This window comes from Streptomyces shenzhenensis, from assembly GCF_003688995.1.
Classification (GTDB): domain Bacteria; phylum Actinomycetota; class Actinomycetes; order Streptomycetales; family Streptomycetaceae; genus Streptomyces; species Streptomyces shenzhenensis_A.
On the sequence record NZ_PENI01000054.1, the window covers coordinates 1 to 16,390 of the forward strand.

The window sequence follows — 16,390 nt, forward strand, 5'->3', positions numbered from 1 at the left end:
GGCAGTGGCTCGGGCACGGCCAGCGAGTGGTAGCGGACGGCGGTGAAGTCCTGCGGCAGGCCGCGGAACAGGTCGCGTCCGTCGTGCCGGACCATGGACAGATGCCCGTGCCGGGGCTGTGGCGCGGCCGTCACCCGGACGCCCTCCCCGAGCGCGATGCCCTGGTGGCCCAGGCAGACCCCGAGCACCGGGAGCGGGGACCGGGCGAGCACGGCGGAGGCGATGCCGAAGTCGCGCGGTTCGCCCGGGTGTCCGGGGCCGGGCGACACCACGACGTTGTCGAATTCCGCGAGATCCGGGATCCCGCCCGGGGCGTCATTGCGGATCACAACCGGTTCCGTGCCGTTGACCTCGGCAATCAGCTGGAACAGGTTGTACGTGTACGAGTCGTAATTGTCGATGAGCAGGGTCTTCACCCGCCCACCTCCCTTGGTTCGCGGCGGACTTATGCGGTCCGTCTTTTATGCCGTCCACGAAATGCCTGGAGTGGCGGATACAGCCATTTCTTGAGGAAACGCTGGAGCCGCGGCATGAGAATCCAGGTGACGAGAGCCGTTACACACAGGCACAACAGGAACGTGCGGACGAGCGGATTGAGACCGTCAAGATAGGGAAGAATTATCAGATTGAACAGGAGTACCGGCGGAAAGACCGCGCTCATGTTCACGAACCACAGCTTCCATTTCGCCGGCGGAGTGAGTGTCTTCGGCGCAGCGGTCTGTGAGTCGAACCACACCTTGGAGCCCCGGACGCTCCGGCGTCCGGTCTGCCGGGCGAAGTCTGCGGCCCGGATGTCCCACTGGGCCCGGGCGGCGGAATCCTCCCAGGCCCGGGCCGTTCCTTCGCTGGCGAAGCGATAGACGACATGCCACTCCGCCTCTCGGTCGACGAGGACGCCACCGCCCATGAAGCCCGGCTGCTGAGCGCTCGCGTTCAGCATCGACCACCCCCACGAATGGAAGTCGGGTTCGCGACCCGACGCCACGTGATAGGCCACGGTGATGGTGACGGGATTACTGCTCACGGGGACAGGTACGCGGCATCTTCACGGCACGTTCAAATCTTCAACGAAGTTTTTTCGATAGCCCGAATCGTGACTTTTTATCAGGCTTTCGACTGCCTTGGGGTGCTCTGTCGAGACCTGCTCCGGGTAAGTTCCCCCAATTTCTTGGAAGCGCTTGCAGGCTCGACTTGAATTGCTGCATGATCGCTCCCCCGACCGGAGGAGGATCATGTCCAGGTACGACTGGGATATACGGAACGAGGGAATCGACAGGGCTCGTTCGGTGATCGAGAAGGCGCGGAAAGAAGTGACGGCGCACTCGATTTACCAGCGCATCGACACCCGCGAGAACATGGCGACGTTCATGGCGCACCACGTCTTCGCGGTATGGGACTTCATGTCCTTGCTCAAGTCCCTGCAACGTGAACTGACCTGTGTCGACGTCCCCTGGGTACCGCGCGGCTCGGAAGTCGGCCGACGGCTCATCAACGACATCGTGCTGGTCGAGGAGAGCGACGAACTGAACGGCGGATTCACCAGTCACTTCGAGCTGTACCGCGCCGGCATGATCGAGGCCGGGGCCGACACGACCCGGATCGACGCGTTCCTCGCCCTGCTGATCGAGGGCCACGGCGTGCCGGCGGCGCTGCGCGGCGCCCAAGTTCCCTCACCCGCCTCAGAGTTCGTGCAAACAACCTTCGGGATCATCGAGGACCGCCCGCTGCACTGCCGGGCCGCGGCCTTCGCCTTCTCCCGCGAGGACCTGATCCCCGACATGTTCGACCAGGTGATCAAGAAGGAGGGCACGGAACGCTTCCCGCTGTTCTGCGACTACCTCGCCCGTCACATCGAGGTGGACGGCGAGGAGCACACTCCCATGGCCATGCAGATGGTCGCCGACCTCTGCGGCACGGACGACACTCGCTGGGAGGAGGCGGCGGAAACGGCGACGCTCGCCCTGGAGGCACGGTCGCTGCTGTGGGACGGGATTCTGAAGGCCCTGGAGTGAACTCTGGGATCCTCCTCTCACGCCGTCGCCGACGCGGCGGAGAGACGTCGGCGGGACGACTCTCACCCGCGCGTCAGGGCGTACCGCTCGGGCCGACCGACTGCACGACATGGCGGCCGCCGGCGTCTTTGCCGGACAGCTCGCTCCGTCCCGCCGGTCCCGACTCCGGCCGGGCGAGGTCCTGTTCGAGGGCGTCCAGTGCCCGGCGGGCCGCGGCGACGCGCTCCAGCAGCAGCCGGCGGTCCTCGTCCTCCACTGCCCCTGGACGTTGATGCGCGGGCTCGTCCCGCTCCGTGGCGCGTGCGTCGTCCAGGGAGGTGAGGACCACCCCGATCAGGACGTTGACCAGGACGAACGAGGCCAGCAGCACGTACGAGGCGTAGTACAGCAGGCTCCAGCGGGAGATCTCCAGGCCCGTGTGGACGGCGTCACCGAAGCCGTCCAGGGTCATCAGCAGGAACAGCGTGAGGACCGCGCGGCCGATCGAGCCGTAGTGCTCGGGGTCGTGGCGGCCGAAGAAGACCCAGCCGGCCATCGCGTAGACGTACAGCACAAGACCACCGACGAGCAGGAAACTCAGCGTGCCGGGCAGGCTGCGGGCCACGGCGACCAGGACGACCCGCAGTTGGGGCAGGAAGCGGGCGGCGCGCAGGACGCGGGCCAGGCGCAGCAGTCGAGCACCGTATCGAGGCCTCAAAACGAGATCACCGAGTGACCGTCAATACACCACTCCAGCGGACGTGACCCTTGCTCTCACCGCTGTCCGCCCACTGATGCGGCACGCGAACCCAGTGCAGTTGCCTCGGGACTGATCGCGGCGGTGCTCCGAACGAGGAGGACACCTCATCGACCGAGAATTGATCGAACCGGAGCACACGGCCCGGCTCAGGTCAGCATCTCGTTCGCGAAGCGGACGACGGGTGGCGCCGTCCTTCCTACTGCGCGCCCTCGACCCGCCCAGCAGCCTGCTCGACGTTCGCGTCCGACGCCGTGTCCCGGGACAACGGCGTACGGCCGCCGGGGATGAGCGTCGCCAACAGGAAGGCGACCGTCGCGGCGCCGGCGCCCAGGACGAGGACGACACGCAAGCCGTTCTCCGTCGGCAGGGGCACGCCATGGAAGTCGGTGGTCATATGAGCCAGGATCAACCCGGCGACCGCGCTGGAGACGGTTGTACCGACGGCACGCATCAGGGCGTTGAACCCGTTGGCGGCCGCCGTTTCCGAGACTGCCACCGCTCCCATGATCAGTGTGGGCAACGCGCCGTAGGCGAAGCTCACACCGGTCGCGATGACGCTGGTGGCGAAGATGACCTCCCAGACACCGGACATCATCACCATGGTCAGCAGATAGCCTGCCGCCACGATCCCCGAGCCGGTCATGAGGGTCACCTTGGCCCCCTTGGCCTTCGTGATGCGGGCGCCGAACGGGGACACGGCCATCATGACCAGACCCTGCGGGGCCATGACGAGTCCGGTGACGACCAGGGACTTACCCAGGCCGTAGCCCGTCGCCTCGGGCATCTGGAGCAGAGACGGCAGTACCAGGTTCATGGAGAACAGGGCGACGCCGAGGGCCAGCGCGGCGAGGTTGGTGAACAGCACCTGGGGACGTGCTGTGGTGCGCAGGTCCAACATCGGTTGTGGGGCTCGGAGTTCGTACCAGCCCCAGAGCGGGAGCACGATGACGGCCGCGGCGAAGAGGCTGAGCACGGTGCCACTCCCCCACCCCCAGTCGGCGCCCTTCGACACGGCGAGCAGCAGACAGATCAGGCCCACGGCCATACCGGCCGCACCGGTCAGGTCGAAACGTCCGCCGGTACGGGTCCCGGACTCGGGCGCCATGACCAGGACCAGTGCGAAAGCCCCGGCACCGAGGGCGGCGGCGACCCAGAACAGCACGTGCCAGTCGAAGTTGTCGGCTATGACCGCCGCCGCGGGCAGCCCCAGTGCCCCGCCGACACCGAGCGAGCCGAGCATCACGGCGGTCGCCGCAGGCAGCTTCTCGGCGGGCAGCAGGTCCCGCATGACGCTCACGCCCAGCGGGACCACACCAGTCGCCAGGCCCTGCAGTACCCGGCCGACGAGCAGCGGCGCGAGAGACTCGCTGATCGCGCAGACGACCGAGCCAACCACCATCAGGGCCACGCCCAGCAGCAGCATCCGCCGCTTGCCGTGCATGTCGCCGAGCCGCCCCATGACCGGGGTGGCGACGGCCCCGCACAGCAGCGTGGCTGTGAGGGCCCATGCCGTGTCCGAGGCCTTGGCATCCAGCAGTTGCGGCAGCAGGGGAACTATCGGGATCACGAGCGTCTGCATCAGTGCGACCACGATCCCGGCGAACGCCAGGACCGCCACGACTGCACCCGGTCGTTGGGACGGGGTCGCGTTCCCGGTGGCCGGGGAATGGGCTTCGGACATGATTGGAACCTCCGTATGTGGGGGTACGGGTGGAGGAACGTCGCTACGGGGTGCGGAGCCCTGGAAGGCGGGGAACCAGGGGGGAGGGCGGGCAAGGCCGCCCTGCCTCAGAGCGCGGCGTGCGCCAGCGCGTCGTGCCAGGAAGTCCGGGCGGCGATGGCCTGCCGCCACGAACGGAGTGCCTTGGGCGGCATGCCGACTGCGAGCACACCGGTCAGCCGGTCTCCGGTGCGGTAGACGGCGGCGAACCGGCGCTCGGCCGGATCGCCGTCCACGACCAGGACCTCGTCGTGGCCGCGCAGGTAGCCGTATGCCTGGATCCGCATGTCGTACTGATCGGACCAGAAGTACGGAACCGGGGAGAACGCCTTGTCGGCCTCGGGCCGCAGCAGATTGCGCGCGGCAGCCACGCCCTGTTCGGACGCGTTGGTCCGGTGCTCGATGCGCATCGTCGTGCCGAACAGCGGGTTGTACCAGCGCGCCACGTCCCCCGCGGCGAACACACCCCTCGCGACCTCCAGGTACTGGTCACAGATGACGCCGTCGCCCAACGGCAGTCCGCTGTCGGCGAGCCATTCGGTGTTGGGCAGCGAGCCGATCGCGATCAGCACCTCGTCCGCGTCGACCAGTTCGCCGCTCGCCAGCCGCACACCGTCCTTGGTCACGGCGTCGACGGCGACGCCGGTGCGCAACGCGACACCGTGGTCGACGTGGGCTCGCGACAGCACATGCCCGACCTTCGCGCCCACCGCGTGGGCCAGCGGTACAGGGGCCGGTTCCAGCAGGACGACCTCCACGCCGAGTGTGCGGGCCACGGCTGCGGCTTCGGCACCCAGGAAACCGGCTCCGACCACGACCAGCCGGCTTGTCGGCTTCAGCTGTTCCCGCAGGGCGAGCGCGTCGTCGAGTGTGCGCAGTACATGGGCTCCGGAATCGCCGGAAAGCCGCTTCGGCCGTACGCCGGTGGCGATGACGAGCCCGTCGTACGGCACGGCCGTACCGTCCGAGAGCCGGACGACGCAGCTCACAGGGTCGAGTCCGGTGGCCGCGACTCCGAGACGGAGGTCGAGGCCCAGTGCATCGATGTCATCCGCCGTGCGCAGGGCCAGGGCGTCGACGTCCCACTCCCTGGCGAGGATCTGCTTGGACAGCGGTGGTCGGTCGTAGGGCAGGTGGGGCTCCTCGCCGACCAGGGTCAGCGTGCCGTCGAAGCCATCCCGGCGCAACGTCTCGACAGCCGCGAGCCCTGCTGCCGAGGCTCCGACGACGACGATCCTCTTCATCCTTCGGCTCATTCTTCGACCAGGCGGATCGCCGCGGCGGGACAGATCGCGACGGCCTCACGGACGCCGTCGAGGAGTTCTGCGCCGGGGTGCTCGTCCAGTACCACGGCGACCCCGTCCTCGTCCCGTTGGTCGAAGACGTCGGGGGCGGCCATCACGCACTGGCCTGCCGCGACACACTTCGGTTCATCCAGTTCCACGCGCATGGTTGGTCCTCGTTCTTCCTTGGATCTGCTTCGGTTCTTGTGTGGTGGGTCGGGTGGGCGGCAACCGGCTACCAGGCGACGGGCAGCACGTACACCCCGTAGGTGGCCGTGTCGTGCCGGAAGCGCACGTCCTGCAGCGGAACTGCTAGGCGCAGATCCGGCAGCCGGCGCAGCAGGGCGGGCAGGGCCTCCTGGAGTTCCACGCGCGCGAGGGACTGGCCGAGACACTGATGCACGCCGTATCCGAAGGCCAGGTGTCCTCGGGTGTCCCGGCCGACGTCCAGGGTGTCGGCGGCCTCGAAGACCGTGTCACGGTTCGCGGAGGGGACACTGACGGTCAGCATCTGCCCTTCTCGGACGAGCTGACCGCCTATGACCAGGTCCTCGGTGGCGACGCGAAACACGAGGTCCTGTGAGATCGACAGGTAGCGCAGCAGTTCCTCGACGGCCCGGGCCACCACCCGGGGATCGTCGGTTTCCCGGATGCGGTCGGCCTGTTGGGGGTTCCGCAACAGGGCAAGTGTTCCCAGGGCTATCAGGTTGGCCGTGGTGTCATGGCCGGCATGCAGGATGACCAGGCTGTTCATAGCCACCTCGCGAGCGGTGAACTCCCCGGTGGCAACCCGCTCCTTCATCAGCCTGCTGATCAGGTCGTCGCCGGGCTCGGTTTCCTTGCGTTCGACCAGGCCGACGAGGTACTGGAACAGCTCGCGGTGCGCGGTCTTCTTGTCCTCTGGTGAGGCCCCCGTGAACTGGAGCGTCGCACTGCGTGTCTGGAAGAAGGCACGGTCGCCGTAGGGCACTCCGAGCAGCAGGGAGATTACCGTCGACGGAATGGGCTGGGCGAAGTGGTGGACGAGGTCTGCCGGCTGTCCCGCCTCGACCAGCTCCGAGAGGAACCGGTCAACCACCGACCGCACGTGCGGTCGCATCGTCTCCACCCGTTTCACGGTGAACTCGCCGGTGAGCGTGAGCCGGATGCGGGCGTGCTCGGGGTCGTCCATCCGAGGGAAGGCCTGTGGCTGCTCCGTCCGGTCGCTGTTCATCAGCTGGGGGTAGCGCCGACCGTCGGCGCTGATGCGCGGATCGCTCAGGATCTTCTTGACGTCGTCGTACCGGGTGACGGCCCAGGCCGTCCGCCCATTGGTCAGCCGGACCTCCCGCAGACCGCGGGCGCGCCGCCAGTCGGCCTGTTGGGTCGGCGGGTCGAAGGGGCAGCGCGGGGAACGGGCGCCGGGGAAGTCAGGCGGATCGGTGATGTGATGACGGTCGGTATTGCCGGTCGTCGTGCTCATGAACACTCCTGTGGGGGGAGGAGAGTTGGCAGCGGACAGACGGGTGCCGGTCCGCTCGGGCCAGGGATTGGGGCGAGCCGCAGCGGACCCTGCCGTGGCCTGCTCGGCTCAGGCAGGGTGCCTAGCCGCCCAGAGGCCGGTCGGCAGCCGCGGCGACGGCGCGCAGCAGGTGGGCTATCTCCACGCCGGGATCGGCGGGCACAAGGCAGTCCGTCTCGTCGCGGATCGCGCCGAGATGATCGCGTACGTCCTCTGCGGACAGGGCCGCGTTGTAGTAGCCCCGGGTCCGGCCGACGAAGAACCGGGCGACCTGGCCACCGCCCGCGGTGTACACCTCGCCGGACACCTGGCATTCCTCGTGTGCGAGATAGGCCATCACGGGTGTGACGAGGGCGGGGTCGAGACGACGGGTGATGGCGTTCATCATCTCCAGGGCGGCGGGATCGAGGGGACGGCCGTTGGTGCCGACGCTCTGCGCGTCCGCCATGGAGCCAGCGAGCATGCGGGTGGCGGCGATCGGCGCGACGGCGTTGACCTTGATGCCGAGTTCGGCGCCCTCGACGGCGAGCGTCCGGGTGAGGCCGACCACGCCGGCCTTGGCGGCGGCGTAGTTGCTCTTGCGGGCCGACCCGAGGAGGCCCGCTGCCGAGGTGGTGTTGACCACTCGGCCGTACCCCTGTTCCCGCATGACGGACCAGGCGGGGAGGGTGACATGGAAGGCCCCGCCGAGGTGCACGTCGAGGACCGCGCCGAACTGGTCCGGGGTCATCTCGTCGAAGGGCTGGTCACGCAGGATGCCGGCGTTGTTGACCACGATGTCGACCTGTCCGAAGGCGTCGAGAGCGGTCCGGACGACGGCCCGCCCGCCTTCGGAAGTGGCCACGCTGTGGGTGTCGGCGACCGCCTCGCCGCCACTGTCACGGATCGCCTTCACGACAGCTGCGGCCGGGCCGTCGTCCGTGCCCTCCCCCGCCATGGAGCCGCCGATGTCGTTGACGACGACACGGGCTCCTCGTGATGCCAGGAAGGTCGCGTACTCCCGGCCGAGACCGCCCCCCGCGCCGGTGACGATCGCGACTCTGCCGTGGAATTCGAGCTCTGCCATGTCGACTCCCGGGTGATGAGCATCGGTACTGTGCGGAGCTGGGCGAAAGGCCCGCGTTGCTGGTGGGGACGCCTCTGTGTCACCAGGCCACGGGAAGCTCGTGGACGCCGTAGATGCTCATGTCGTTGCGGAACCTGATCTCGCTGAGGGGCACGGCGAGGCGCAGGCCGGGCAGCCGCCGCAGCAGGGTGGGCAGGGCGATCTCGAGTTCGGCGCGGGCGAGGACCTGGCCCAGGCACTGGTGAACGCCGTGCCCGAAGGCCATGTGACCGCGGGTGTCCCGGTCGATGTCGAGACGGTCGGGGTCGTCGTAGAACGCGGGATCGCGGTTGGCCGCCGGGAGGTTCATGACGAGGAGCTCGCCGGGGCGTACGAGTTGACCGCCGATCTCGATGTCCTCCGTGGCCACCCGGGCGACCAGGCTGTGCACGATCGAGAGATGGCGCAGGAGTTCCTCGACCGCTCCCGAGATCACCTTCGGATCGTCCGTGTCCCGGATCCGGGCGAGCGTGTCCGGGAGTCCCAGCAGCGCCAGCGTGCCCAGGGCGATCATGTTCGCGGTGGTCTCGTGCCCGGCGTTCAGCAGGATGAAGCCGTTCATTGCCAGGGTCTCGCGGTTCAGCTCGCCCGGTTCGACGTACTCCCTCAGGACACGGCTGATCATGGCGTCGTCCGGTTCGTGCTCCTTCTTCCCGATCAGGTCAAGCAGGTAGGCGAAGATCGTCGCGTTGGCCTTCAGCTTCTCCTCGACGGTGGTGGTACGGCTCATCAGGACGGAAGTGATGTCCTGGAAGAAGGCGTGATCGGAGTAGGGCACGCCGAGCAGCAGCGAGATGACCATGGAGGGGATGGGGAGGGCGTACGCCTGGACCAGGTCCGCCGCATCGCCGGAGGCCACCATCTCGTCGATGAATGTGTTCGCCATCTTCTCGATCTCGGGGCGAAGCGCCTGGACGCGTTTGACGGTGAAGTCCTTGGTCAGCATGCGACGCAGCCGGGCATGCTCGGGATCGTCCATCCGCGGGAAGACCGTGACGCCGGGGCCGTGGCTGCCCTGCTGCATCTCCACCTCGGCGCTGATCCGCGGGTCCGTCATAGCGACCCGGACGTCTTCGTGCCTGCTCACGGCCCAGGCAGGCAGGCCGTTCCAGTTGACGCGACGCAGTCCGTCCGTCCTGCGCCACTCCTGGTAGACGGGGGCGGGGTCGAGGGGGCAGCGCGCATCCCGGTCGCCGGGGAACACCGGCAGGCCGGTGACGTCGCTGTGCTGGGGTTTGGTGGTCATGAAGCCTCCTGGTGCGATGTGGGGAGACAAAGAGGCGTCGGCACGAACGCGGCCGCTGGTGCTTTCGCCGCCTCGACGGGCACTGCGAACACCAACTGGCAGCCAGCTGCCAATTACATGGTCACCGTAGCGCATCTGACAGTCAACTGTCTCTTGCTACTCTTTCCCCGTGGTCATGAATCCCGAGCGCCTCCTACGAGCCGACGCGGCCCGCAACGCCGAGCGCATCCTGCGCGCTGCGCGCACCGTGTTCGCCGAGAGCGGCCCCGACGCCCAACTCGAGGAGATCGCCCGCCACGCCGGGGTCGGGATCAGGACTCTCTACCGGCGCTTCGCCCACAAGGGAGACCTCGCCCGAGGCGCCCTGGAGCAGGCCATCGACGAGGACATCGCGCCGGCGATCGAGCACTCCCTGCACGACGACGACCCCCTGCACGCGCTGACTTCCGTGATGGAGGCCGCGATGGTGATGGCCGCCAGGGAGCGCAACACCCTGGCCGCGGCAAGGAACGCCGGCACCCTCACCTCCGAGGTCATCGGCCCGTACTACGAGTCACTGACACTGCTCGCCCGGAACGCACAGGAGGCCGGCCGCATCCGAGCCGACCTGGTCCCCGACGACCTGCCGAGGATCATGGCCATGCTGTTCAGCGTGCTCTGGAGCATGGACCAGGACAGCGACGGCTGGCGCCGCTATCTCTCCCTGGTCCTCGACGGCCTGGCCCCGGCCGCGGCGTCACCCCTCCCTGCGGCCGTCCCTCTGCGCAACTCGACGACACCCCATGACTGGCTGCTCTGACCCCTGGAACGGCAGAACGGTGCGCCGGCTTCTCGCCGGACGCGCCGTCAGCGGATCTCGCCCTGCCGGACTAGGGCACAGGCTCGCAGATGACCACGGGTATCTGCCGGTCCGTCCATGCCTGGTACCTGTCGAAGTCCGCGTACATCTCCACCAGTCGCGGCCAGAGCTCCTTCCGCTCTTCGGGATCGGCGGTACGGGCCCGCATCCGGCGCACCCGTCTGCGGATCTGAATACTGACCTCGGCTTCCACCTGGAGGTTGCGATACCACAAGGGGTTCTTCGGCAGCCCGCCCTGCGACGCCACCAGGATCACCCGCTCTCCGTCGACGAGTTGCAGCAGGGGCTGGGTCCGCGGCCGACCGCTCCTGCGCCCTGTTGTCGTCAGCAGGCAGACCGGCACTCCACGCGGGAAGGCGCTGCCGATTCTCCAGGTGCCGCCGATCCATCCACCCGTGGCGCGGTAGACAACAACGTTGAGCCGGGACGCCCACTTGATGATCCTGGGCACGATCGGCGCATCGAGACCGTCCGGCCGTTCGAATGAGGTACCTGAGATACGCGGGGTGTCGGTCATCCCGTCTCGACTCTCCCATCAGCGCTCGCTCGGGCACCGCCCTACGCCCATGCGCAGGGGCTCGCCGCCCCGGGTACGGCGGTCATGGTCATATGACGCACCGTCAGAATGTCGACAGTGAAACGGAGGGCGCCGAAGACCGCAAGGGCCGTGCCGCCTCGTGGTCCCACCGATGCCAGCTGCCCCCGCCCAGACCACGCACCCAAGTACGCGCGTCGCCGCCGTACAGCCCGGGCAACCCCCATCCCGGTTTGAACCGAATCGCATCGAGTCAATGCGCAATACGGGTTGTCCGGCCGACGGAACTCGGTGCGGCCGTCGCACCGCTGAGAAAATCCGCGAATTCCCGGATGCACCGTCAGGAATTCCCCAGAATTATCACCGCAGCACAGGGGGGGTTGGGAACTCCATGACCCATTTACCTTCAGCTTCGGACTGCCGAGACATTCCTGGTCATCGACGTTTCGCAGGAATTCCAAACACGTGGGTATCGGCATTCGCGGGCGCGGCGGCCCTGTCGCCCGCGCCACGTCTCCCCTCACACCTGTCTCACAGGAGGAGCACCACTAGTACCGTGGTACTAAGCCGCTGGTGCAATTGCGTCCCGCCGTGCCGAGAACGCACGGAAATTCGCTCCTAGCTTGAGACATGGGCCAGGCAGGCCCATTCGCACCAATGTCTTCCCTGCTGGGAGTAACACTGTGGCTACGTTCCTCTACCGGCTCGGCCGGTTCTCGTTCCGACGACGACGGCTCGTCCTGATGCTGTGGATCGTCGTTCTGGCCGCCGTCGGAATAGGGTCGATGAGCGTCAGTGGCAAGACCTCGGACGCATTCGCCCTCCCCGGTACCCAGTCGCAGCGGGCGATCGACCTCCTTGAGAAGGAGTTCCCGCAGGCTTCCGCCGGCGGCGCCACCGCCCGGGTGGTGTTCGAGGCGCCCGGTGGGCAGAAGCTGACCACCTCCGCAAACAAGTCGGAGGTGCAGTCCCTGGTCGCCGAGTTGCAGAAGGCTCCCCAGGTCGCGAGCGTCTCCGATCCGTTCGAAAGCCACCAGATCAGCAAGGACCACACCATCGGCTTCGCCGGTGTGACCTACAAAGTCCCGCAGGCGGACGTCAGCGCCGCCGCCGACCGGCTCAACGAGATCGCCGCCAAGGGTGAGGAAGCCGGCCTCCACGTGAGCCTCGGCGGCAACGCGGTGAAGGCCAAGGAGGCTAGCAAGGCAGCCGAGTTGATCGGTCTCGCCGTCGCCGCCGTGGCCCTGGTCATCACCTTCGGTTCACTGCTCGCGGCGGGGCTGCCCCTGCTGACCGCGGTCCTCGGTGTCGTCTCCGCCATCTTCTGCATCACCATCGCCACTTCGTTCTGGGATGTCGCCTCCACTGCGACCACGCTGGCCCTCATGCTCGGACTGGCCGTCGCCATCGACTACGCCCTGTTCATCGTCTCCCGCTACCGCAGCGAGATCCGCGAGGGCCGCGATCCGGAAGAAGCCGCGGGGCGTGCCCTAGGCGCCGCGGGCTCCGCCGTCGTCTTCGCCGGTCTGACCGTCGTCATCGCACTGGCGGGCCTGAGCGTCATCGGAATCCAGATGCTCACCTCCATGGGTCTGGCCTCCGCCTTCGCGGTAGTGATGGCCGTTGTCATCGCGCTCACCCTGCTGCCCGCTCTGCTCGGTTTCGCCGGGATGCGGATCACGAAGGGCAAGCTGCTCACGCGTCGGATGAAGGCCCAGGAACGCGGCGAGGGCGAGGCGATGGGCGTGCGCTGGGCCAAGCTCGTCACCGGCCACCCCGTCAAGACCCTCGTGCTCTCGGTGGCCGCCCTCGGGCTGCTCGCCATACCCGCGATGTCCCTGCGTCTGGCCCTGCCCGACGACAGCATGAAGGCGCCTGACAGCACCCAGCGAGTCGCCTACGACACCATCAGCAAGGGCTTCGGCCCCGGCTTCAACGGCCCGCTCACGGTGGTCGTCGACGCCCGTGACAGCCAAGCTCCGCAAGCCGCCGCCGATGACGCGACCGCCGCGCTCGCCAAGCTCGACGACGTCGCGTCCGTACGTCCTGCGGCCTTCAACCAGTCCGGTGACGTCGCCATCATCGGGGTCGTCCCGGAGAGCTCCCCCAGCAGCCAGGCGACCAAGGATCTGGTCTCCGTAATCCGTGACCAGAGCACCACCCTGCACAAGGACACCGGCGCCGAGCTCATGGTGACCGGTACGACCGCCGTCAACATCGACGTCAGCACCAAGCTCGGCCAGGCGATGGTGCCCTACCTCGCCATCGTGGTCGGCCTCGCGCTCGTCCTCCTGCTGCTCGTCTTCCGGTCCATCCTCGTTCCCCTCAAGGCCGCTCTCGGCTTCCTGCTCAGCGTGGCCGCCACTCTGGGCGTCCTCGTCGCGGTCTTCCAGTGGGGCTGGCTCGCCGACGTCTTCGGCGTCAGCCAGACCGGTCCCATCGTGAGCGTCCTGCCCATCCTGCTCATCGGCGTCGTCTTCGGACTCGCCATGGACTACGAGGTCTTCCTCGTCACCCGGATGCGCGAGGAGTACGTCCACGGGGCCGGGCCCACCGAGGCGGTCGTGGCGGGCTTCAAGCACGGAGCCCGTGTGGTAACCGCCGCGGCGATCATCATGATCTCGGTCTTTTCCGGGTTCCTTCTCGACGACACCGCGCTCATCAAGTCGATCGGTCTTGGCCTCGCCTCTGCCGTCCTCTTCGATGCGTTCGTCGTCCGGATGGCCATCATCCCGGCCGTCATGGCGCTCGTCGGCCACCGCGCCTGGTCCCTCCCCAAGTGGCTGGACCGGATCATGCCCAACGTCGACGTCGAGGGCGAGAAGCTGTACCAGAAGCTGGGGGCGGAGAAGGCGGCCGACACGACGAAGCCCCTCTCCGGACAACCCGGCCCGGTCACCGGCGCGAGCGGAACAATCAGCGGGACGAACGTCGACGGCTACCTCGGAGTTGCCCCCCATGGCCGCACTGCCACGGCCGTCATCACCACTGAGGAACCGCCTTCGGCACAGCCCGCTCGGACGCCCAAGGCCCGCGGCCTCCAGGGTCGGCTCCGGGAGCGGGTCGGACGCACCGACACCGCTGATTCCGACGCCGGACCTGAGGAGTCGCCTGCCGGCAGGGGGCGCAAGGATCGGTGCTCCAGCCTGCGCGACAGGTTCTCCCGCCGGAAGTAACGACGCGGGCCCAGCTGATTCGCTTACACCGGTCCGCCCGCCGACCCGCTGCTTTCCCCCAGGTCGGCGGGCGGTCCTCCCGCCACCATCACCGAAGGGCTCCCCGTGACCGCATCAGGCGCAACCGCGTCCACGCCTCGCTCCGCCGAGTCCACGGCGCAGCTGCCGGAGCCCCTGACGAGCGACCCCGAGCAGCGTGTGGTCGTCTCCATCATCTCCCGGCTGGCCGCGTTGCGGACAGCCGATCGAGCTCACCCCAAAGTCCGTCTATGGGGCACACCGGCTCTCTGTGCCCTCTTCGGTGTTCCCTCACTACTCAATCCCGCCAACGGCAGTGACGTACTGGCGCAGATCGCCGTCATGGTCGGCTTCACCGTGCCACTGCTGTGGCGGGAACGCCGCCCCGTACTGGTCTTCGCGCTCACCACAGCGGTCTCCCTCGTCGCTCTTCCGCTGGGGATTCTGAACGGTGCCGACGCCGCGCGAGTCGTCGCACTGTACAACGTGGGCCGACTGTGCGTGCCGCGTCAGATCGTCATCGCGGTGGGCGTCACGGTCGCGCAGCTGGCCGCATGGTCCGCTGTCTTCTACACCGGCGGCCAACTGCGGTACGTGACGCGTCCGGAAGTGGTGACAGTCCTCGCGATGGTCACCGTGGCGGCCTTCGCCGGCCTGGGGCTCGCCGCTCGGTTGGCCAACTCCTACATCACCGCCCTGGAAGTGGAACGCGACCAGCGAGCCCGGCTGGCGACGGCGCAGGAACGAGATCGGGTCTCCCGGGAGATGCACGACATCCTCGGTCACACCCTTGCGGTCATCGTCGGCCTCGCCGACGGCGGCGCCGCCCTCACCGCAACCCAGCCACAACGCGGTGCCGAGGCGCTGCGCATCATCGGTGGCAGCGGCCGTGACGCATTGGCGGAGCTGCGCCGTCTTCTCACGGCCGTCGGCGGCGACGACCTGCCACGCGGGGAGGCTCCTCTGGCCCCGCAGCCGGGGCTGGCCGATCTCGAGGCTCTCCTCGAACGGTTCCGGGCGGCGGGTCCTGCCGCGGCCTTCCATACCCGCGGGGACTTGGCAGGGCTCTCCCAAGGGCTACAGCTCACCGTCTACCGGATCATCCAGGAGGCTCTCACCAACACCCTCAAGCACGCCGCCTCCGACACCACCGTCACAGTCACCCTCACCGCCGACACCGGAGCTGTCCACGTCACCGTCGAGGACACCGGGCCGCGCCTGGCGCGAGGGAACGGCCGTCCAGGCAGCCGGAAGGGTCTCGTGGGCATGCGCGAACGCGCCGCCCTCTATGAGGGCGAGGTCACCTCCGGCCCCAACTCTCACGGCGGCTGGACCGTCCACGCCCGTCTCGTCCCCACCGTCCCCACCACGCACCCGGAGGGTCACCCGGCATGACCACCGTCCTCATCGTCGACGACCAGACCCTGCAACGCCTCGGCTTCCGCATGCTCCTGGAGGCCCAGCCCGACATGACCGTCTCGGGCGAGGCCACCAACGGCAGCGAGGCCGTCCGCATGACCGCCGAACTGCGCCCCGACGTCGTCCTGATGGACGTCCGCATGCCCGGCATGGACGGCATTGAGGCCACCCGCCGCATCGTCGAGTCCGGCGGCCGCTCCCGCGTCCTGGTACTGACCACGTTCGATCTCGACGAGTACGCCTATGAAGCCCTGCGGGCGGGAGCGAGCGGCTTCTTCCTCAAGGACGCCCGCCCGGACGAACTCGTCGTCGGTATCCGCGCGGTCGCCGCCGGCGACTCGGTCATCTCTCCCGGCCTCACACACAAGCTCATCGATGCGTACACCAGGAGACGCTCAAGGCAGAACGTCGAACAAGAGCGCAAGCTGGAGGAACTCACGGAACGCGAACGCGAGGTGCTGACCGTCATCGCGACCGGCGCCACCAACGCCGAGACAGCCGAACACCTGCATCTGGCGGAGTCGACGGTCAAGTCCCACTTCAGCCGGATCCTCACCAAGATCGGCGCCCGGGACCGCGTACAAGCCGTGATCTTCGCGTACGACGTCGGCCTGGTCCGACCTTCCTGAACCACCGACGGGCAGCCTCCGCTCCCCCAGCGGGCAACTCGACCAAGTCCGTCTCGCCTGCCCGGACATCGCCCGCGCCTGCGACCTGACCCGGGTCTTCCAGGACCTGGTCCGAAACCGCCCTTCATCAAGCCCGACCTCACACCTT

Annotated in this window: 14 protein-coding genes and 1 pseudogene; 5 read left to right on the top strand and 10 right to left on the bottom strand. The window is 68.1% G+C overall.

Annotation, left to right across the window (positions count from 1 at the left end; all coding sequences use genetic code 11):
- Together CTZ28_RS44035 and CTZ28_RS44040 are read right to left on the bottom strand one after the other, a co-directional pair.
- The coding region (locus tag CTZ28_RS44035; protein WP_147481289.1) for an anthranilate synthase component II at window positions 1-416 on the bottom strand (416 nt) is incomplete at its 3' end.
- Window positions 417-445: 29 nt separating this feature from the next.
- Window positions 446-1,024: a putative antibiotic biosynthesis monooxygenase gene (locus CTZ28_RS44040; protein WP_121895382.1), complete on the bottom strand. Its 579-nt coding sequence runs from the start codon at window positions 1,022-1,024 to the stop codon at window positions 446-448.
- A gap of 208 nt (window positions 1,025-1,232) precedes the next feature.
- Between CTZ28_RS44040 and CTZ28_RS44045 the strand changes: the two genes are divergently transcribed.
- Entirely contained in the window at window positions 1,233-2,012 is a 780-nt protein-coding gene (locus tag CTZ28_RS44045; protein WP_183154883.1) for a DUF3050 domain-containing protein, read from the top strand.
- 73 nt (window positions 2,013-2,085) lie between these two features.
- Here CTZ28_RS44045 and CTZ28_RS44050 read toward each other — a convergent pair.
- The 7 genes and pseudogenes from CTZ28_RS44050 to CTZ28_RS44080 all read right to left on the bottom strand — a co-directional run.
- Window positions 2,086-2,688, bottom strand: a pseudogene (locus CTZ28_RS44050) (ion transporter); the annotation flags it as partial.
- A gap of 259 nt (window positions 2,689-2,947) precedes the next feature.
- A complete protein-coding gene (locus CTZ28_RS44055) occupies window positions 2,948-4,432 on the bottom strand; it encodes an MFS transporter (RefSeq protein ID WP_121895383.1) in 1,485 nt (494 codons plus the stop codon).
- Window positions 4,433-4,539: 107 nt separating this feature from the next.
- Entirely contained in the window at window positions 4,540-5,715 is a 1,176-nt protein-coding gene (locus CTZ28_RS44060) for an NAD(P)/FAD-dependent oxidoreductase (RefSeq protein WP_121895384.1), read from the bottom strand.
- A gap of 8 nt (window positions 5,716-5,723) precedes the next feature.
- Complete coding sequence (locus CTZ28_RS44065) at window positions 5,724-5,921, bottom strand: ferredoxin (RefSeq protein ID WP_121895385.1); 198 nt, start codon at window positions 5,919-5,921, stop codon at window positions 5,724-5,726.
- 68 nt (window positions 5,922-5,989) lie between these two features.
- Window positions 5,990-7,216, bottom strand: a complete 1,227-nt coding sequence (locus tag CTZ28_RS44070) for a cytochrome P450 (protein ID WP_121895386.1) — start codon at window positions 7,214-7,216, stop codon at window positions 5,990-5,992.
- A 121-nt stretch (window positions 7,217-7,337) separates the two neighbouring features.
- Window positions 7,338-8,321 carry an SDR family NAD(P)-dependent oxidoreductase gene (locus CTZ28_RS44075; protein ID WP_121895387.1) on the bottom strand — a complete coding sequence of 328 codons (984 nt, stop codon included), beginning with the start codon at window positions 8,319-8,321 and terminating at the stop codon, window positions 7,338-7,340.
- A 79-nt stretch (window positions 8,322-8,400) separates the two neighbouring features.
- Window positions 8,401-9,606, bottom strand: coding sequence for a cytochrome P450 (locus CTZ28_RS44080; RefSeq protein ID WP_121895388.1), 1,206 nt, complete (start codon window positions 9,604-9,606; stop codon window positions 8,401-8,403).
- 175 nt (window positions 9,607-9,781) lie between these two features.
- Here CTZ28_RS44080 and CTZ28_RS44085 point away from each other — a divergent pair, with 175 nt between their 5' ends.
- On the top strand, window positions 9,782-10,405 hold the full coding sequence (locus tag CTZ28_RS44085) for a TetR/AcrR family transcriptional regulator (RefSeq protein ID WP_121895414.1): 624 nt from the start codon (window positions 9,782-9,784) through the stop codon (window positions 10,403-10,405).
- Between the two features lie 70 nt (window positions 10,406-10,475).
- Here CTZ28_RS44085 and CTZ28_RS44090 read toward each other — a convergent pair whose 3' ends face one another.
- Complete coding sequence (locus CTZ28_RS44090; RefSeq protein WP_121895389.1) at window positions 10,476-10,982, bottom strand: nitroreductase family deazaflavin-dependent oxidoreductase; 507 nt, start codon at window positions 10,980-10,982, stop codon at window positions 10,476-10,478.
- Window positions 10,983-11,683: 701 nt separating this feature from the next.
- Here CTZ28_RS44090 and CTZ28_RS44095 point away from each other — a divergent pair.
- The 3 genes from CTZ28_RS44095 (at window position 11,684) to CTZ28_RS44105 (ending at window position 16,242) form a co-directional block, all read left to right on the top strand.
- Window positions 11,684-14,176: an MMPL family transporter gene (locus CTZ28_RS44095; protein ID WP_121895390.1), complete on the top strand. Its 2,493-nt coding sequence runs from the start codon at window positions 11,684-11,686 to the stop codon at window positions 14,174-14,176.
- Window positions 14,177-14,281: 105 nt separating this feature from the next.
- On the top strand, window positions 14,282-15,589 hold the full coding sequence (locus CTZ28_RS44100) for a sensor histidine kinase (RefSeq protein ID WP_121895391.1): 1,308 nt from the start codon (window positions 14,282-14,284) through the stop codon (window positions 15,587-15,589).
- A complete protein-coding gene (locus tag CTZ28_RS44105) occupies window positions 15,586-16,242 on the top strand; it encodes a response regulator (protein ID WP_121895392.1) in 657 nt (218 codons plus the stop codon). The genes CTZ28_RS44100 and CTZ28_RS44105 overlap by 4 nt, the downstream gene beginning before the upstream one ends.
- Window positions 16,243-16,390: the final 148 nt, after the last annotated feature.

Bases quoted from the DNA above. Each gene is read 5' to 3' on its own strand.
- CTZ28_RS44045 (WP_183154883.1), top strand. From the start codon at position 1,233: ATGTCCAGGTACGACTGGGATATACGGAACGAGGGAATCGACAGGGCT.
- CTZ28_RS44055 (WP_121895383.1), bottom strand. From the start codon at position 4,432: ATGTCCGAAGCCCATTCCCCGGCCACCGGGAACGCGACCCCGTCCCAA.
- CTZ28_RS44060 (WP_121895384.1), bottom strand. From the start codon at position 5,715: ATGAAGAGGATCGTCGTCGTCGGAGCCTCGGCAGCAGGGCTCGCGGCT.
- CTZ28_RS44065 (WP_121895385.1), bottom strand. From the start codon at position 5,921: ATGCGCGTGGAACTGGATGAACCGAAGTGTGTCGCGGCAGGCCAGTGC.
- CTZ28_RS44070 (WP_121895386.1), bottom strand. From the start codon at position 7,216: ATGAGCACGACGACCGGCAATACCGACCGTCATCACATCACCGATCCG.
- CTZ28_RS44075 (WP_121895387.1), bottom strand. From the start codon at position 8,321: ATGGCAGAGCTCGAATTCCACGGCAGAGTCGCGATCGTCACCGGCGCG.
- CTZ28_RS44080 (WP_121895388.1), bottom strand. From the start codon at position 9,606: ATGACCACCAAACCCCAGCACAGCGACGTCACCGGCCTGCCGGTGTTC.
- CTZ28_RS44085 (WP_121895414.1), top strand. From the start codon at position 9,782: ATGAATCCCGAGCGCCTCCTACGAGCCGACGCGGCCCGCAACGCCGAG.
- CTZ28_RS44090 (WP_121895389.1), bottom strand. From the start codon at position 10,982: ATGACCGACACCCCGCGTATCTCAGGTACCTCATTCGAACGGCCGGAC.
- CTZ28_RS44105 (WP_121895392.1), top strand. From the start codon at position 15,586: ATGACCACCGTCCTCATCGTCGACGACCAGACCCTGCAACGCCTCGGC.